General features: G+C 62.0%; 13 protein-coding genes. 3 read left to right on the forward strand and 10 right to left on the reverse strand.

Features of this window, described 5'->3' with window-relative positions:
* Window positions 1–51: 51 nt before the first annotated feature.
* The 5 genes from AB7G19_RS11160 to AB7G19_RS11180 form a co-directional block, all read right to left on the reverse strand.
* Window positions 52–1,434 carry a M20/M25/M40 family metallo-hydrolase gene (locus AB7G19_RS11160; protein ID WP_439037082.1) on the reverse strand — a complete coding sequence of 461 codons (1,383 nt, stop codon included), beginning with the start codon at window positions 1,432–1,434 and terminating at the stop codon, window positions 52–54.
* A 96-nt stretch (window positions 1,435–1,530) separates the two neighbouring features.
* Entirely contained in the window at window positions 1,531–3,189 is a 1,659-nt protein-coding gene (locus AB7G19_RS11165; protein ID WP_441267827.1) for an MFS transporter, read from the reverse strand.
* Window positions 3,190–3,263: 74 nt separating this feature from the next.
* The gene (gene glsA, locus AB7G19_RS11170; RefSeq protein ID WP_441267828.1) at window positions 3,264–4,262 is read right to left on the reverse strand and encodes a glutaminase A; all 999 of its coding nucleotides are present in this window, start codon (window positions 4,260–4,262) and stop codon (window positions 3,264–3,266) included.
* 201 nt (window positions 4,263–4,463) lie between these two features.
* Window positions 4,464–6,029: an AbgT family transporter gene (locus AB7G19_RS11175; RefSeq protein WP_166343451.1), complete on the reverse strand. Its 1,566-nt coding sequence runs from the start codon at window positions 6,027–6,029 to the stop codon at window positions 4,464–4,466.
* Window positions 6,030–6,440: 411 nt separating this feature from the next.
* Window positions 6,441–8,039: a DcaP family trimeric outer membrane transporter gene (locus AB7G19_RS11180; protein ID WP_283017315.1), complete on the reverse strand. Its 1,599-nt coding sequence runs from the start codon at window positions 8,037–8,039 to the stop codon at window positions 6,441–6,443.
* A 560-nt stretch (window positions 8,040–8,599) separates the two neighbouring features.
* Here AB7G19_RS11180 and AB7G19_RS11185 point away from each other — a divergent pair.
* Both AB7G19_RS11185 and AB7G19_RS11190 read left to right on the forward strand, forming a co-directional pair.
* On the forward strand, window positions 8,600–9,817 hold the full coding sequence (locus tag AB7G19_RS11185; protein WP_354102843.1) for a sensor histidine kinase: 1,218 nt from the start codon (window positions 8,600–8,602) through the stop codon (window positions 9,815–9,817).
* Between the two features lie 313 nt (window positions 9,818–10,130).
* Window positions 10,131–10,766, forward strand: coding sequence for a response regulator transcription factor (locus AB7G19_RS11190; RefSeq protein WP_028152046.1), 636 nt, complete (start codon window positions 10,131–10,133; stop codon window positions 10,764–10,766).
* A 563-nt stretch (window positions 10,767–11,329) separates the two neighbouring features.
* Here AB7G19_RS11190 and AB7G19_RS11195 read toward each other — a convergent pair.
* The 5 genes from AB7G19_RS11195 to AB7G19_RS11215 are packed head-to-tail and all read right to left on the reverse strand — an operon-like array spanning window position 11,330 to window position 15,612.
* A complete protein-coding gene (locus AB7G19_RS11195; protein WP_063981786.1) occupies window positions 11,330–11,644 on the reverse strand; it encodes a hypothetical protein in 315 nt (104 codons plus the stop codon).
* On the reverse strand, window positions 11,601–12,641 hold the full coding sequence (locus AB7G19_RS11200; protein ID WP_439035411.1) for a Gfo/Idh/MocA family protein: 1,041 nt from the start codon (window positions 12,639–12,641) through the stop codon (window positions 11,601–11,603). Before AB7G19_RS11200 ends, AB7G19_RS11195 begins: the two co-directional genes overlap by 44 nt.
* Window positions 12,631–13,677, reverse strand: coding sequence for a Gfo/Idh/MocA family protein (locus AB7G19_RS11205; protein WP_063981788.1), 1,047 nt, complete (start codon window positions 13,675–13,677; stop codon window positions 12,631–12,633). Before AB7G19_RS11205 ends, AB7G19_RS11200 begins: the two co-directional genes overlap by 11 nt.
* Before the next feature lie 10 nt (window positions 13,678–13,687).
* On the reverse strand, window positions 13,688–14,836 hold the full coding sequence (locus AB7G19_RS11210) for an N-acetylglucosamine-6-phosphate deacetylase (protein WP_063981789.1): 1,149 nt from the start codon (window positions 14,834–14,836) through the stop codon (window positions 13,688–13,690).
* On the reverse strand, window positions 14,833–15,612 hold the full coding sequence (locus AB7G19_RS11215; RefSeq protein ID WP_231142847.1) for a glucosamine-6-phosphate deaminase: 780 nt from the start codon (window positions 15,610–15,612) through the stop codon (window positions 14,833–14,835). The genes AB7G19_RS11210 and AB7G19_RS11215 overlap by 4 nt, the downstream gene beginning before the upstream one ends.
* Window positions 15,613–15,744: 132 nt before the next feature.
* On the opposite strand from AB7G19_RS11215, the gene AB7G19_RS11220 reads away from it, so the two are divergent.
* Entirely contained in the window at window positions 15,745–16,782 is a 1,038-nt protein-coding gene (locus AB7G19_RS11220; RefSeq protein WP_441267829.1) for a LacI family DNA-binding transcriptional regulator, read from the forward strand.
* Window positions 16,783–16,848 lie beyond the last annotated feature (66 nt).

The raw sequence follows: 16,848 nt of genomic DNA on the forward strand, positions 1-16,848 counted from the left end.
ACCTCGCGAGGGCGGTCTGGCCCGGAGCCAGCGCTGCTTGCCCGTGCCGCTCTACCGCGACAGCGCTTCCAGAATACGTGCCCAGGAGCGGATGCCCTTATGGAAGCTCTTGAGATTGTACTTCTCGTTCGGGCTGTGGATGCGGTCATCCTCGAGGCCGAAGCCCGCAAGCACCACGTCCATGCCCAGCGATTGTTTGAGCTGATGGGTTACGGGAATGGAGCCGCCACCGCCGATGAAGACTGCGGGCTTGCCCCATTCGGCCGTCAGTGCGTCGCGCGCCTTGCCGAAGGCCGGGGCCTCGATCGGGAAGCGGATCGCCTGACCCGCGCCATGCTCCAGGAATTCCACACGGCAATCGGCCGGGACGCGTGCATGCACATGCTCCCGGAAGGCTTTGCGGATGGCATGGGGGTCCTGATCGAAAACCAGGCGGAAAGACACCTTTGCCGATGCCACGGCGGGAATCACGGTCTTGAATCCGGCCCCCTGGTAGCCGCCGCCCATGCCGTTGATTTCGCAGGTCGGGCGCGACCAGACCATCTCCAGCGCGTCGCGGCCCTTCTCGCCGGCGGGAATTGAAAGCCCGATGGCGCCGAGGAAGGACTTTGCGCTGAAGTTCAGGCTGTCCCATTGCTCGCGCAGCGCCTTGGGAAGTTCCGGTACGCCGTCATAGAAGCCGCGCAGCGTGACGCGTCCGTTGTCGTCGTGCAGGTCAGAGAGGATGCGGGCGAGGATGCGGTTCGGATTGGCCGCGGCCGAACCATAGAAGCCCGAGTGCAGGTCGCGGTCGGCGGCGTGTATGATGACCTCTTCACCGCAGAGTCCGCGCAGCATAGTCTGGATCGCCGGCGTCTCGTGGTCCCACATGTTGGTGTCGCAGATCAGGCCGATATCTGCGCGCAGCTCCGCGGCATGGGCATCGAGAAAGCCCGGCAGATTCACGCCACCGGATTCCTCTTCGCCCTCCAGCAGGATCGAAACCGGAATCGGCAGTTTGCCGGTGACCGCCTTCCAGGCGCGGCAGGCCTCGACAAAGGCCATGAGTTGGCCTTTGTCGTCCGCGGCACCGCGGCCCGTGATGATCTTCGCGCCATCGGGCATCGTCTGGATAGACGGATCAAAGGGATCGCGATCCCAGAGCTCGAGAGGATCGACCGGCTGCACATCGTAATGGCCGTAGAACAGCGCCGAGGGACCGGGCACGTTGCGGTCATGCGCCACGACCATCGGGTGCCCCGGTGTCGGGCGCACCGAGGCGTCGAAGCCAATGCTCTTGAGGTCGGCCACGTGCCATTCGGCATTGGCCGTACATTCGGCCTTGTAAGCCGGATCGGTCGAAATCGACTTGATGCGCAGGATCGCGAACAGACGCTCGAGAGCCGCATCGAGATTTGCGTCGACGTTGGACAGGACATCATCGAGCTTGGTCATGGAGCCCTCCGGAGGGTCTTCTGAGCCGTTGGTCAGTATGCGCGGGCGCGATCGCCACATTGTCCGTCGTCGCGAACGCTGTTCCTTGCCACGAGGTTACGATTGCTGTTCGTTCCTTCCGCGCTTACGCGGCGCCGGGTCGGGAATTTCGCCTGGCAGGAAGTTGGGAAGCTTCCCTGCCGGGAAAATCGCAAGCAGGGCAACGCCAGCCATGATGAGGAGGCCAATTTTCAAAGCGCGTAATCGCACGACAGTGTTGACGCGCACCGCTTCCGCCACTTGAGCCGGAGAGGCCGTGGTTTGCTCCATCACGCTCTGCAGCCGGTCATTGCTGATGAAGGTGATGTTATCCAGGTCCAGCTGCGCCTGTATTTCCGGCGGCAATTTTGGATTTTCGGCGATGGTCCGCAAAACAGCCGCGCTTAACAGGCCGACGAGGAGTGCCCCGGCCACCGCTGTGCCGACGGCCGCGGCGAGATTGTTAGTCGTGCCGCGCAGCGAGCCGACGTCGCCCGCGAGCTCTTTCGGCGAAGCCGTGACCAGCACGTTGAACAGCAGTGTGACCAGCGATCCCTGTCCAATGCCGAAAATCACCAGCCCAAGTAGAACCGGGACGGCGCTCCAATCATTCCTCACGACAAAGGCGAGCCAAAGGAGCGCCACAGTGCAGAGTATGAAGCCATAGCGTCCGATCTGCCTCGGCGTGAACCGACCATAGAATCGCACGATCAGCATCGCAGCGAAGAAGACGGTGAGGTTGAAGGGCATCATGGCGATTGTTGTCGCCAGCGGCGTGCGCCCCTGCACGATCTGGATGTATAATGGAACCGAGAAATTGAGCATCGCTTCCAGTGCTACGACAGCAAACATCGCATACACCGCCGCCCGCTCCTGCGGGGAGTCGATCACCTCGAGCGCAAGAAGCGGGGTCTTCCCCGCAGCCTGCTGTCTGTGGGTCCAACTCAGAAAGCCCTGACCGAGCACGATACCCATCACGATCATGATCGGGGCGGGAGATACGCCAAAGAGGTCGAATGGCGCATTGGGCCCCGCCAATCCCAGCCCCCACCGATTGAGGTTGTTGAAACCGAAGCTGATCAGAATGATGGCTGCGGCAGCGAGAATGACACCTACGAAATCGATCCGGACCTCCGGACGCGCCTCATCGGGCTTGAGACGAAAGCTCAAAAGGAAAACCACAGCCGATACGGCGATCAGAATCCCGAACGCAGGGCGCCATCCGATGAATGTGCCTAGAGTACCGCCGATGACAAACGCCAGAACGCCCGCAGCGGCGCGCGCGGAACCCAATGCGCCAACGGCTGTTGCCTGCTGCCGCCCCTTGTAGTTTTCCGCGATAAGCGCGACCAACGACGGTACGATCACCGCACCAGCCGCGCCGGACAAGGATTGCGCAGTAATCATGAGATCCGCGTTTGGACTGAACGTCATCAATACCTGCGCGGCGCCGAACACGGCAACGGCAACGCGGAATACGTGCGTCGCCCCGTAGCGCTGTGTCAGCTTCGCACCGAGCATGACGAAGCCGGCTACAAGCATCGAATAAGCCACGATACCGGTGGCGACAGTCGTGGGCGGAACGCCAAAACTGTTGACCATCCCTCCCAGCGCAACTGGCAAGGAGGCGACGTTGAAGGACATGATCATCTGGCCGAGGGCGATGGTGATCATCGGCACCCAGGATGCATTCTCTTCTTCAACGGAGTGAACCGTCGTCGCAGATGCCATCGTCATGGCGTGTCCCCTTGTCATTTTTTTCCGAAGTCCAGCCACAGTCAGTGCGGGCTGAATCTACGACAATTGCAAACCTACGCTTCCGGGTTGGACATGAACAAATCCATGCCCAGCCGCTGCGACAGATACTTCGCTACAAGCTGTCCCTTGACGCTGTTTCCGGCGCTGTCGAGCGGCGGCGCAAAAGTCCCCAGACCGCCCTTTCCGGGGGAGACCGTGACGATCCCGCCGCCGATGCCGCTCTTGCCCGGTAGCCCGACATCGTAAAGCCAATCGCCTGATGTCTCGTACATTCCGGCAGTGGTCATGACGGCCAGTGCGTAGTGGCAGACCGACGGATCGACCACGCGCACTTTCGTGATGGGGTTCACGCCACCGTCCGCCAAAGTCGCACTCATCACCGCCAGATCCTTGGCACTCACATTCAGCGCGCATTGTCTGGTGTAAAGATCGGTCGCCTCTGCCGGATCACAGTAAATCCGTTCGAAACTCTGGAGCAGGCGGGCGATGCTCTGGTTTCGGAAGTTAGTCTCCGTCGCCGAGGCATAAACCTCGTCGTTAAGCGCAAGCGGACGTCCGGCGAACTGTGACAATCCGTCGTAGATGAACTTCCATTTCGCATCAGCCGTCGTTCCCGGTACGAGGCTTGTCGTTGCAATCGCGCCCGCATTCACCATGGGATTTGTCCGGCCATCGGGACTTCGTTCGACGGCAGCGAGCGAGTTGAACGGAAGGCCGGTCGCGTTCGCTCCAAGCTTCTGACGTGCCTGCGCCGCGCCGAGGGCCTGACAGACCAATGCAAAGATGAACGGCTTGGAAACGCTCATGATGGAGAATTCGTATTCGGCCGCCCCTACGGCGTAGACCGCGCCGTTGGTGCCGACCACGCAAACGCCGAACAGGTCGCTCGGCACTTCGGCGAGAGCGGGATATACTTGAGAGTTCTTGCCGTCCGTATTTGATTTGTAGCGCGCGTACACCTCGTCGATCAGCGAGATGACTTCCGCTTCGGCCGGCAAGTGTCCGGTTGATACGTAGGAATAGTTGTTGTCGGCATCGGCGTTCGCATTCATTGCGCGTTCCAAGCCTCCATAATGAGAAGCACCGAGGGAGCCCCGACATGTGTCGGGTCAAACGCCCTCACTCGCCGTTTTCGTTCACTGCCTTTAACGAGGCCCAACGGACCGTCATCTAACGTTGATTTTCCTTGGTGAACAATCAGGCCATTTACCCGGACATCTCGGGGTTTTTCCGGGTTAGGGCTGCCTTGCGCCTCATAATCCCCAAGGCAAGCCCAGCAGGTACCAGACGACGAACAGCACGGTCCAAATGATGGCCATCCAGAGAGTGTACGGCAACATCAGCGCGACAACCGTCCCGACGCCCGCTTTCTTGTCGTAAATCTGGGCAAATCCGACCACCATGGCAAAATAGGCATTGAGCGGGGTAATCGCGTTGATCGGCGAGTCGCCGACGCGGTAGGCGGCCAGGACGGCCGCGGGATCGACGTTAAGCTGCACGAACACCGGCACGAAGACCGGCGCGAAGATGGCCCATTTGGCGATCGCCGGCGTGAACACGAAGTCCAGGATCATGACGACAATGATGAAGCCAACCAGCAGCCACAGCGTGCCGATATTCGCGCTCTTCAAGACATCGGCCATCGTCAGGGCCATCAACGTTGGAATGTTGCTATAGTTGAAGTAATCGACGAACTGGCTGATGACGACGAAGAGGAGGATGGTGCCGCTCAGCGAAGCCACCGCCTTGGTCATGGCCGCGATGACGGCCGCGGAGCTATTCACCGTTCTCGCGCCGATGCCGTATGCGATCCCGGTTGCAAGGAACAGCACCATGATGACCCCGATCAGGCCGTTCATGAATGGTGAGTTGCCGATCAGGACGCCCGTCGTCGGATTGCGCAGGGGCGCGCCCGACGGAACCGTTAACAGAAGGAACAGGATCACGACCCCGAGCAGCGCAAAGCCGCTGTACCTCAGCCCACGCGACTCGTCGGCGGAAAGCTGCCCTCCGTTCGCCTCCGGCTGAGTATTGGCGGTCTTCTCGGCCTGGTAAGCGCCCAGCCGTGGCTCGATGATCCGGTTGTTGATGAGCGCGATGACGATGGTCAGGACAACAACGGAGGCGATCGAGAACGAGACGTTGGCGGTCAGATCCAGCGACGTGGTGGGGTTGACCATGTGGATTGCGTCGTTGGTGATTTCCGTCAGAACGGCATCAAGCGGCTTGATGATCATGTTCACGGTGAATGCACCGGCGACTGCGGCAAATCCCACAGCGAGCCCGGCGAGAGGATGCCGGCCAACGCTCAAGAAGGCGGCGCCGGCCAACGGGATCAACACCACATAGCCGGCGTCTGCGGCAATGCTGGACAAGATGCCGACGAACGCGACGATGTAAACGAGTGCCCAACTCGGAGAGACGGCCACGAGTTTTCGGATCAACGCGTTGATCAGGCCGGCTTCCTCGGCGACGCCGACGCCCATCATGGCGACGATCAACAGCCCAACCGCGGTGAAACCCATGAGGTTTGGCACGAGCCGGGTGTAAATATGACGAATTCCATCCGCCGTCAGCAGGCTATTGGCGGCAGAGGTCGCGGTCTCGATCTTGTGAGTATCCGGGTTGATGACCTGATAGGTGACGCTTGCCCCCAACATGTAGAGTAAGTGAGACAGCACCAACACGATGGCGATGAGGATCAGAAATATCACGACCGGGTGCGGGACGCTGTTTCCGACACGTTCGACAGTGTCGAGGGCTCTTTGCGTCATCGTCTTCGATGGCGGCGTGTTCGTGGCGTCACTGCGCGCGCTCATGTCGGAAATCCTCCCGCTCCATTAGCGACGGCTGGAGCGGCGCTGGTACCATGATGATCCGTGCTATGAGAACAGCGAGGAAGGATCGGACGCCAATGCGCGCTCGAAACCGCTGATCTCGTAATCAACGCGACGACCCCGCTACTCCTCTGACGAAGATGTCAGCGCCATCGCCGCGAGTGCGGCGACGATCTGAAAGGACCATGGAGGCACGGAGGCCTCTCGGGAGAGGATTGCTCATCCTTTCGCGATCTGTCCGTTCACACGCTGCCTTACGAACAATCAATAAGGCGCATCAAAATCCGGCTGAATACCGAATGCGCCTAGATTGTTCCGGGGCAATTACCGACCCGAACGAACGTCTGTGTCAGCAAGGCTTCCATGTCTGCCTGCGAAGCAACAAGACTGTCTTCAAAACCGCACAGTGGCCGAGCCAAGGATGCGATTGGCGGTACCAGAGCCGGTGCTGACCGGGGCTGTTGCTGCGGTGCCGCCGTACACGTCCCGATGGGAGTAGACATATTCAAGACCGACGTCGAGCCATCCGGTCCCGACGCTGTTGCCACGAAGCTCGGCGAACGGGCTCCAGATCAAATTGACGATCCCCTGCTGCATGGTGCTGTTCAACGACGTCGCCGAGGCAGATCCTGGCACGAACAATTGCGCATAGGACGGATATTGCTGCCATGCGTAGGAGTAGACGAAATTGCTGCGTAATTGCGGTGTCCAGAAGCGGCGGTAGCCTGCGCTCGCGCCATAGGTCGGCAGGGCGTCGAGGCTGGGATCGACAACGCCGGGCAGGCCGATGTTGGACAGCGCATCCTGGCCGAAGGTATTGGCGCCGAAATAGCGCCCGATGCCTTGGCCGTAATAGGCCATGCCAACCAGCTCGTCCGGACCGAAAGCTGGTGACAGCCATCGCATTGGGAAGCGACCGCTACCTGCGACACCCCAACCGGCGGTATTGCGCTCGACCGCTGGCGGCGCCGCCGCCGTACCAGCCGTGCGGATGGTGAGATCGCGCAGCAGGCCGCGCAGGTCGAGGCCCAGGCCATCGTTCCGGTATTCGAGCCGGCCGAGTAGATCGGGCACGGAGGCAAATGACGGGCTCAATCCACCAAAGCCAGCCGGGGTGCTGATCTGCGTGAATACGCCTGCCGCGGACGTGTACTGCGTATCCGGCATCTCGATCGAAACGTGCCCGGTCAATCCCGGAGCCAATGTCGCGGTCGCCCGAACCTGCGCCTGGCGCACGAATGACTGGTTGAGATTGGTCGAGAAGTTCACGGTTTCATAGACGCCCTCGTTCCACAGGCTGTTCGCCCAGCCGACCAGGACACGAAACTGTTCGCTGCCGACCTCGCCCCAGGCCTGGCGGAGCCGAAAGACCGCATTGGGTGAGGCTGCCGTGCCCCCGCCGAAGTCGCCTTCAAAGCGGGTTTCGAGAGTGCCCCAGGCGGTCGCCGTGCGCGTATCCATACCGATGCGGCTGAACCGGGCGGACAATCCGGTATCGCCTCCCTGGATGTCGGCGGGGCTTCCGGAAAGCGGAATGGTTTGCACTGTCGGCGCATCGGACTGATTGCGGCCATTGAAGTCGTGGTAGCCATTGACGTTCGCGAAACCGTAGAATCGCACCTCGGACTGCGAACCCGGGATGCGCAAGGACAAACCCGGGAGATCGGAACGCAGCGCGTCCTCGCCTTCGCCGTCGAACTGACTGCCCATCGGTTCGGGCGGACGCAGGCCCGGAATGGGCGCCGCCGCGGCTTGTGGAGGGACCGCAGCACTCGCAGTCATTCGCGGCTCAGTCGACGCAACCGGAATCGCAGGCGGCTTTTGCCCGGCGGTCGGTGCGACGATGTCACGACGTGCGGTGGCGGCTTGGGACTTCGAATGCTTATCGCGCGTTTCGAGTTCGTCGACGCGATGGCGCAGCGCGCTGATCAGCTTGTCACCTTCTGTTGCGCGGGCTTGCAGCGCATCGAGACGGCGCATCAACTCTTCCATGGAAGGTTTCTGCTCCTGACTGGCGGGTGTCTGCGCCAAAGACGGACCGGCAAATATTGCGATTGATGCAACGCCACAAAGCGCTCGGAATGTTCGCACGCAAGCCTCCTGTTGGCACGTTCAGGGCACATCGAGTTTTGCGCTTGATTTCAGCGATCGCAAGCCGGCTCCATCGAAGGTCGAAATTTTCGGCGAGATTGTGCCATTTCGGTTGTACCGCAGCGCAGTTGCATCGCGCTCGGTCGGCTCAACATCATCCTGCAGCGCAGAAAGCGATCTCAGGATAGGGACGGGTGCGTGAAATCGAAATGGCTCACAATCCCACCACTGTGCGCTGCATCCTGTATCGTCGCGTCTTGGGTGTCGCCGCCATATTTGCGTGGCACGAACTGCACAGTCACATGCCGGAATTCATGTCAGCCATGCGAGGTTTTGGTCCTCGGAAAATACAACCTGCTGGCTGAGGGTAAGATCGAGCGTATAATCCGGTCTCTCCCCTAGGGCGTTTCCTGTAGTCCAGTGATCGATGTTGGGACGACTGGAGAGGGGGAGCTTCGAGATTGAGCGTTGAGTTCGACCTCGAAAACGACCCGGAAAGTTGGGTGCGTACCGTGAAGCCACACAGTTCTCCTGCTTGCGAGCCGGCGCGTCCCTTTATCGACGATCACCTGATTGGCCAGGACGCAACTGGCGATCGCTCATATTGGACACACTCCGAAGAGCTCCTTTTCGCGGTCCGCCCCTCACGTGGCGGGCGCTTCGTGTACGAGGCAATCAATCAGGCCTTCGAGGCTCTCCTTGGAATGTCGCAGCAGGAGGTCCGAGAGCTGGACGTCTTCGAATGTCTTGCCAAGGAAGACGCCGAGCGTCTCTGTGAAATACTCCAGGCATGTCTTGCGGAAGGAGCCGAGACCAAAATCCAGCACAGTCTGATGCTCGGTGGCTTGCTGCGGGATGTCGAGACAACCGTTGTTCCGATCCTCCATCCCATGGCCGGCAATGCGGCCCGGTTGATTGGCGGTCATCGGTTACTCCACAAGGAGGGGCTCGACTGTGTGACTGAAGAGGCTGCTTTCCTTCACGGGGACGTCAGCCTGATGTCCATCCGCGAGGACATCCACCAGCGGATCGCATCGGAGCTTCATGATTCGACGTGCCAGGAGCTGGTTGCCGCCAGTCTTGGTGTGATGCGTGTCCGCACTTGCCTCGATAACCCGCGCGGCGTCGAGCGGCTTTGCGATGATATCGACGCGTCGATCGACGCGGCACTCAAGGAAATCCGCTCTCTGACCTATCTGCTCCACCCCCAGGATCTGACGGACCGGGGACTCAAGGCGACGATCGAGCAGCATGCCTTGGGGTTTGGTGCACGTACGTCGTTGCGGGTGAGCACGAGGATTCCCACCGCCGTCGATCAGCTACCTTACGCGAGCCAGCTCTCGGTGCTGCGGGTCGTTCAGGAGGCGCTCACGAACATATTCCGCCACGCGAAGGCGACGGAGGTCAGAATCGGCGTCGAGGCAATCGAGGGTCACTTCCATCTGACGATCAGCGACAACGGGCGCGGTTTTCCGGTCGATCACACAAAACGTGGCAACGGTGCGATATCGTCCGGTGTCGGCATTCCCGCCATGAGAGCGAGACTTAAGCAGCTTGGGGGCACGTTCGAGATCCGGTCCAATCCTGCACCGCGACACACCGGCACGACGCTGTGCGCGGTGTTCCCGCATGGTCTCATGACCAAAAGGCGCAGCCGGCGCGCGTCACTGAAATCATAAGCCAGCGTGTGCACGGAATGACGGAGATCAGGGACCCCGAGGGCAGGCAGTCTCTGTCCGTCGGTTCCCGGAGTTCCCTCCACGAAATGAAGGCTGATCGACGATGATCGTGTAGCGGTCCGATTTGGGCTGCGCGCGGGCAAGACCCGTCGATGTCTGATTGGAAACGCCGATGTTTGGTACATCCGCCCGGAGATATCAGGGTTTTGCAGGATAACCCATTGAAGGATAATCGGTAGATTGGCACACTTGACTGCTGGAAATCTCCATCCATTGCCCGACAGGTTCTGGGCCCGCATACGGGAACGACGCCGTGAAACGCATCGTGATTGCGGATGATCATGAAGTCGTACGTTCCGGGCTCCGAGCGATCGTTGAGACCCGCTCAGACTGGATCGTCAGCGGAGAGGCGACCAACGGCGAGCAGGCTGTGGCCGTGGCGGTGGAGACGCGTCCGGACGTCGTGATAGCCGACTATTCGATGCCGCTGATGAACGGACTTGAGGTCAGCCGCCGCCTCAAGTCGATGCACCTGCGCACCGAAGTATTGATCCTGACGATGCACGAGAATGAGGAATTGCTGACTGAAGCCATCCTGGCTGGCGTTCGCGGCTTCCTGTTCAAATCGGACGCCAGTAGGCACCTGATCTTCGCGATCGAGGCCTTGCTCGATGGCAGACCTTACTTCACGGGCGTTCTGTTGGAGAAGTTGCTCCACGAATACCAGGCCGGCAAGCAAAATACGTCCGACATGCTGCTCACCGCGCGCGAGCAGGGCGTTGTCCAGCTTATTGCAGAGGGACACACCAACAAGTCGATCGGCGTCATCCTGAAGCTGAGCGTAAAGACCGTCGAGACCCACCGCGCGTCAGCGATGCGCAAGCTCAGAATGTCATCGACGGCCGAGCTCGTCCGCTACGCCGTTCGCAGGAAGCTCGTCAATCCTTGATGGAGCTTTCAATGCGAGTCGCCGCCTCGCTAGCGATCAGCGACAACGCGTTCTCCCGTTGGAAACGCCGCGATTTTCGCTGGAGCGACAGCGGTGCTGTCAAGGTCCGGACTTGGGCAGACCCGCTCCAGGAGCATCCGGGCATTTCCTTCCAGCGGCCCGAGGCTCGAAAGCACGACGTTGATCTCCCGAATTCGACGATACAACGTCGAGCTCGGCACACCTGGCTGACCGGCAGCGCAATGACGGATTATGATCGTCCGACGGACGCCCATTTTCAGCCGCATAAGCTTGGGATGCGACCGGCAAGTCATTGAAACCGCGGCCGACTCTTAATCAGCGGGTCCCAGGTTCGAGCCCTGGTGCGCCCACCAAGCTTTTCAATAGCTTAGGGGTTTGTTACGATCGTCATTCCGACAGACGCGCCGTGGCTATTCCGACAAACCGGCTGTCTTTGTTCTTTCTTCTCGCCGTTTCTTCGTGCCGGAAATTAGCTGTTTCCGTGTGCGCTTTGCCTAGGTCGGCAACTGCCGCGACGGGCGATGGCGGCCGGCGGCTTGAGTTCAGCGTCCGTCAGATCGCTGTCGGCTCCCTCGGTAAAAGCCGCCGTGGCGGAATGATGTAAAGGACAGCTCTTCACGGAGATCGACTGCACGGACGATCTTTTTCACGACCCCGCGCAGGTAGCGAAGATCCTGCTTGGCTGTGATCCAGGGCAGCAGGGTAGGTGACCTCCGGTGCGAATGGTCGCGTCGAAAGACCAAGCCGCACACGGTCGTCTGCTTGATTTCGTCGAGCTCGGCCATCAGCTCCGGGAATAAGGTCTCGCCAGTCTCATCGAACACTGCGAGCAGCAGCTCGCCATTGGTTAACCCCATCGCATGGGTTTTCCGCCGTTGGCCGCGCTCTCCTGAGCAAGTATTGCGATACGCGTGGCGCGCAGGGCCTCGTTGGCCGCAATCTGCAAGGTCTCGCCGCGGGCGAGATGATCAAAGACGAAGCTGGCGGGCGAGGCGCCCACGGGCAGGTCGATTTCGCGCCGGGGTCTCGTCGCCGTCTCGACGAGCAGTCGATTTTCCGCGAACAGAACGTCAGCACGACCCTTTGTCCCGGAGATCCGCATGGCGTAGTCGCCGTGCCGTGGCGATGCTTCGGGCTGGATCCAGTCAACTTCGATCGCGATTCCGGTCCGCCATCGCAGGCGAGAATAGCACGCCCCAGCGCGGGAAAGTTCGTCGTGCCGGCAGCCGGGGTCGACGAAATCCAGCCGCTGATTGTGCCGCTGGTGTATCCCGTCAACCAAAGGGCCAGATCAATATCGTGGACCGTGAGGTCAGCGAGGATGCCGCCATAAGTTGATGGTTCGAACATCCACGCTGGACGTCGGCTTGGGACCAGCTTGTGCGGCCCGGTTGCAGTGATGGATACAATGTCTCCAAGTTGGCCGCTGTCGATCACGGATCGGAGTGCGAGCGTGACCGGATAAAACCGCTTCTCGAGCAGAAGAGTGAGCAAATTGCGCCCGGCGAGCGTCTCCTCGATAAGCGCAAGCTGGGCCAGGGTCACAGCCATGGGCTTGTCGGCGATCGCGAAGATGCCGCGGCGTAAAAGTTCGACGACGATTGGCGCGCGAAGACCGAATTCGGTGAAGACTGCTGCGGCCCGAACCCGATGCGCATCCAGAAGCGCATTCGGGTCGGCGTAGCCGGGCGTCTTGGTACGTCGTTCGAGCTCGGTGCGCCGCGCTGGGTCATGATCGGCGACGGCCACGACCCTGACGTCGGTTCTGACAGCGATCTCTGACAGCACGTATTCGACATGCGGGTGGGCTGCGCCGATGATGGCGATGTCGAGCATCTCGGAGCTAGCTGGCATGAATGGCCTCCGCTGCGATCTCATTGGGGCTGACGGCGCGACCTTCGGCAGCTGAGCGATAGATGGCGTCAACCAGTCTCGCAGCTTCGAATCCATCCCTGAACGTGCTCGCAGGCGGCCGTTGCTCCCGGACGGCGCGAACGAAGTCGCGCCATTGGGCGATATGTCCGCCGATCCCGATGGCCTTGGGATCGCTGGCGGCACTGCCAACCCCGGCCGCACTTGGCGGCTCCGCAATGCCGGGAAAATCCCAGCGCACGATGCTGTCGTTTGCGAGCTCGCAACTGCCGCGGTCCGTGAACAATCGAAGCATGGCCGGCCGTCCCGGAGGCAGCGCCGTACTCGTCACGATCACGCCGAGCGCGCCGGATGCGAAAGACAGCAGCGCCGCCGTCGTGTCCTCGACGGCGTGTGCGTGTCCGAGCGTCGTCGTCTTGCCTTGAACGCTATCGACGGCTCCGAACAGCCAGAGCATCAGGTCGAGATTGTGAACACCCTGATTGAACACCGAGCCGCCGCCATGCTCCGCTTCGCTGCGCCACGGCTTCTCCGCATAGTAGGCGTCGGAGCGGTACCAATGGATCGCCGCCTCGATCAGGCGCGGCTGTCCAAGATGACCCGCGTCGAGCAGAGCCTTGATCGCCTGGTGCTGCGGTTCGAGACGGCGCTGCGAAACCACACCGCACGTCAGTTGCGAGCGCTCGGCGGCGCGGACCAGGGACGCAGCCTCGGCCGGATCGACGCAGAGCGGCTTCTCGACCAGCACGTGCCGCCCCGCCTCGATCGCAGCAAGCGCGACGTCATGATGCGCGCCGCTCGGGGTGCAGACCACGACCGCGTCGATCCCGGCATTCGCCAGCATCGCCTCGGTGGTCGCGAATGCCGGAACGTCCTCGCCATTCATGCACGCAGCAATCTGCTCAGGCGTGCCGCCGGCGATCGCGGACAAGACGGTCTCGTCGAGCGCCCGTATTGCCCGCGCGTGTGTTTCGCCGATCGCTCCCGGACCGATCAACCCGATGCGAAGCCGGTTCATGTCTCAGTCCTCAAGAGTTGCAACGATAGGGTCGGCCCGCGACATAGACCGTCTCGGGCACGAGAGATTCATCCTCGCCGAGACGGAAGCGCAGCAGATCGGCCGGCGCTCCCACCGTCAGCGCAGGAAGGTTGAACGGGATACGCGGATTGACAGTTGCGAGCCTCAGCGCCTCTGCCAGGGTCAATCCGGCCATGCGTCTTGCCGTGGCTATTCCGAACACGAGGCTGACGGCTGCGCCCGCCAGAAATGATGTGCCGACGACTTCCAGCCGGCCGTTCGCCTTCAACTCGACCTTGCCGCCGATCGGCGCGTCGTAGACTCCGGGTGTGCAACCCGCGAGCGCGGCGGCATCGGACACCAGGATCGCTCGCTCCAGCCCCTTTGCGCGCAGCATGGACTTGAAGGTCTCGGGGGGAAGGTGATGGCCATCGGCGATGAAGCTCGCCCATAGCCTGTCCTCCGCCAGTTGCGACCAGATCGGGTTGGGATGTCGTGGCAGCGTGGCGGCGATGCCATTGCCAAGATGCGTCGACAACATTGCGCCCGCCGCGACGGCGGCGGAGATCTGATCCGGTGCGGCGTTTGTATGGCCGAGGGCAACACGGACGCCGCGCGCATGAAGGCCGCGCACATAGGCGTCCGTTTCCGGCCAATGCGGCGACAACGTCACGAGGCCGACGAGGTTTCCGCAGGCCGCCTGCCACGCATCGAACTCGCCGAGGCTCGGCGGCCTGACATGTTCGGCCGGATGCGCACCGCGCGGACCATCTTCTGGCGCGATGTGCGGGCCTTCAACATGCACGAAGGGCATTGCGTGCTTGAGAAACGGATCGCTATCACGCGCCTGCGCTATGGCGCGCAATGCATCGATGATCGCATTATGCGATGCCGTGATGAGCGTAGGGGCAAAACGCGACACCCCGCTGTTGTGGACGGCCGTGACGAGATCGCGGACCGTCCGGAGATCAGGGCGGCCATTGAGATCGTAGCCTGCAAAGCCGTTCAATTGCAGATCGAACAGGCCGAGCGACAGCCACAGCCCGTCATCGTCACCGCCGGGAACGATGTCCGTGATCCGGCCGTCCTGAATGACGATGGTGCGATTCTGTCCGGTCTCCGGATCGCGGCCCGAAACGCGCGTTGCCGGATCTGTCATGCGCGTACCGGTGTCAGTGAGAGCTGCGGCGGCGTGGAATCCTGGTCGAGATACAGCGCGCAACGTGGGTGCGTGCGGAGCGCGCTCGCCGGGCACTCGGTCCCGATCGGACCATATAGCGATCGTTCGACGGCGGCGCGTTTGGACGCGCCGGGCACGACGCAAAACAGCCGGTCGGCATCCAGGAGCCGGGGAATCGTCAGCGTGATTGCATGTGCCGGAACATCTCCGAGCGTCGGGAAGCACTCATCGTCAACCTGCTGCTGCCGGCACACTGCGTCGAGCTCGACGATCTTGACCGACTTGGTGTCGTGCAGATCGGCGACCGGCGGGTCATTGAAGGCGAGGTGACCGTTCACGCCGATTCCGAGGCAGATGATGTCGATCGGGGCTTCGCCGAGAAGGGCCGCATAGCGTGCTGCTTCCCGCTCCGGATCCGGCTCCTGCCCGATCAGGTGAACCGCGCCGAAAGCGATGCGCGAGAACAAGTGACGCGTCAGCCAAGCCCCGAAGCGCTCCGGCGCATCCGCGGGAAGTCCGAGATATTCGTCCATGTGGAAGGCTGTGACGCGCCGCCAGTCGATATCGCGCTCGCGAGCAAGGGCATCCAGCATCTCCGCCTGGCTCGGTGCCGCCGCGAAGATCATCCGCACGTTGCTCTGCCGTCCGAGGTGGTCGCGGAGCGCCGCAGCGACGTCCGCGGCGGCCGCCCGGCCCATCGCATCCCGCGTCTTAAACGTCGCGATTGAGGGAGTCACCGAAGCCGTCATGCTCATCCATGGTCTGCCGGGCCTGCACTTTACCCTCGAGCGGAGAGAATGTGATGCAACCGGTTGCATGTCAAGCTTGCGCCCCGGGCCCGGCCGGGGCATGTCTAGGTGAAGGCGATGCAGAGGAGGCGGCCTGCGGTGAAACGCGATTCCGATAGCGGCGGGGAGGGACGTCCATCGGTCGTGCCGACGATCAGTCAGGTCGCGAAGGCCTCCGGGGTTTCGCGTGCCACCGTATCGCGCGCCTTCTCGCGGCCGGAGATGCTGACCGAGGAGACCGTCCGGCGCGTCAAGGAAGTCGCGGGCAAGCTCGGTTATGTGCCGAACCAGGTCGCGCGTGCGCTTTCGACCGGACGCCACGGCAACGTCGCGCTCATCGTCTCGGATGTCGCGAACCCGGTCTTTCCACCGCTGATCAGGGCGGCGCAACTGCGCGCCGACCAGGCCGGGCTGTGCGTCTTCCTCGGCAATTCGGACGAGGATCCCGTGCGTGAGGAGTTGCTGGTCGGCCGCTTCATCGGCCAGGTGGAGGGGCTGGTCCTCGCCTCGTCGCGCCTGGACGAGGAGCATATCCGCCGTCATGCGACGCGCCGGCCGCTGGTGCTCATCAATCGCGATATCGAAGGCATTACGCGGGTCCTGATCGACACCGCGCCGGGTGTGGCGGCTGCGATCGCACATCTGGCCGAGCTGGGGCACCGGCACATCGCCTATGTCAGCGGCCCCACGACGTCGTGGTCGAACCAGCAACGGCGCAATGCCGTCCGGCGCGAGGCGGAGAAGCGCGGGCTCAAGGTGATCGCCGTGCCCGCGCGTCCACCCTCCTACGACACCGGCCGGCTGGCGGCCACCCAGATCGTCGCCAGCGGCGTCACCGCGGCGATCGCGTTCGACGACCTTGTCGCTCAAGGCCTGATGGCAGGGTTAGCTGCGCTCGGTGTCGAGGTGCCCAAATCGTTCAGTGTCGTCGGCTGTGACGACGTCCTCGGCGAAACAACCTATCCGCCGCTCACCACCGTGTCGGCGCGCTGCGCCGACGCCGGCGATGTCGCGGTCGGCCTGTTGCTCAGCCAGATGAATGGCGGCGTGTCGGGCGAGATTCGCCACAAGCTGAATTCCCATCTCGTCATTCGCGCCTCGACCGGGCCGGCGCCAGCGAAGCGGCGAGGCCGCTGACGATTTCATCAAAGGCCTTCGAAAGCGGCAACGGATCGCAATTGACACGCAACCGGTTGCATGCGA

This window comes from Bradyrhizobium sp. 215_C5_N1_1, from assembly GCF_052075935.1.
Lineage (GTDB): Bacteria > Pseudomonadota > Alphaproteobacteria > Rhizobiales > Xanthobacteraceae > Bradyrhizobium > Bradyrhizobium barranii.

Excerpts from the sequence above, each read along its gene's own strand:
- AB7G19_RS11175 (WP_166343451.1), bottom strand. The coding sequence starts at position 6,029 with ATGAGCGCGCGCAGTGACGCCACGAACACGCCGCCATCGAAGACGATG.
- glsA (WP_441267828.1), bottom strand. The coding sequence starts at position 4,262 with ATGAATGCGAACGCCGATGCCGACAACAACTATTCCTACGTATCAACC.
- AB7G19_RS11160 (WP_439037082.1), bottom strand. The coding sequence starts at position 1,434 with ATGACCAAGCTCGATGATGTCCTGTCCAACGTCGACGCAAATCTCGAT.
- AB7G19_RS11200 (WP_439035411.1), bottom strand. The coding sequence starts at position 12,641 with ATGCCAGCTAGCTCCGAGATGCTCGACATCGCCATCATCGGCGCAGCC.
- AB7G19_RS11165 (WP_441267827.1), bottom strand. The coding sequence starts at position 3,189 with ATGACGATGGCATCTGCGACGACGGTTCACTCCGTTGAAGAAGAGAAT.
- AB7G19_RS11210 (WP_063981789.1), bottom strand. The coding sequence starts at position 14,836 with ATGACAGATCCGGCAACGCGCGTTTCGGGCCGCGATCCGGAGACCGGA.
- AB7G19_RS11215 (WP_231142847.1), bottom strand. The coding sequence starts at position 15,612 with ATGAGCATGACGGCTTCGGTGACTCCCTCAATCGCGACGTTTAAGACG.
- AB7G19_RS11180 (WP_283017315.1), bottom strand. The coding sequence starts at position 8,039 with ATGGAAGAGTTGATGCGCCGTCTCGATGCGCTGCAAGCCCGCGCAACA.
- AB7G19_RS11205 (WP_063981788.1), bottom strand. The coding sequence starts at position 13,677 with ATGAACCGGCTTCGCATCGGGTTGATCGGTCCGGGAGCGATCGGCGAA.
- AB7G19_RS11195 (WP_063981786.1), bottom strand. The coding sequence starts at position 11,644 with ATGGGGTTAACCAATGGCGAGCTGCTGCTCGCAGTGTTCGATGAGACT.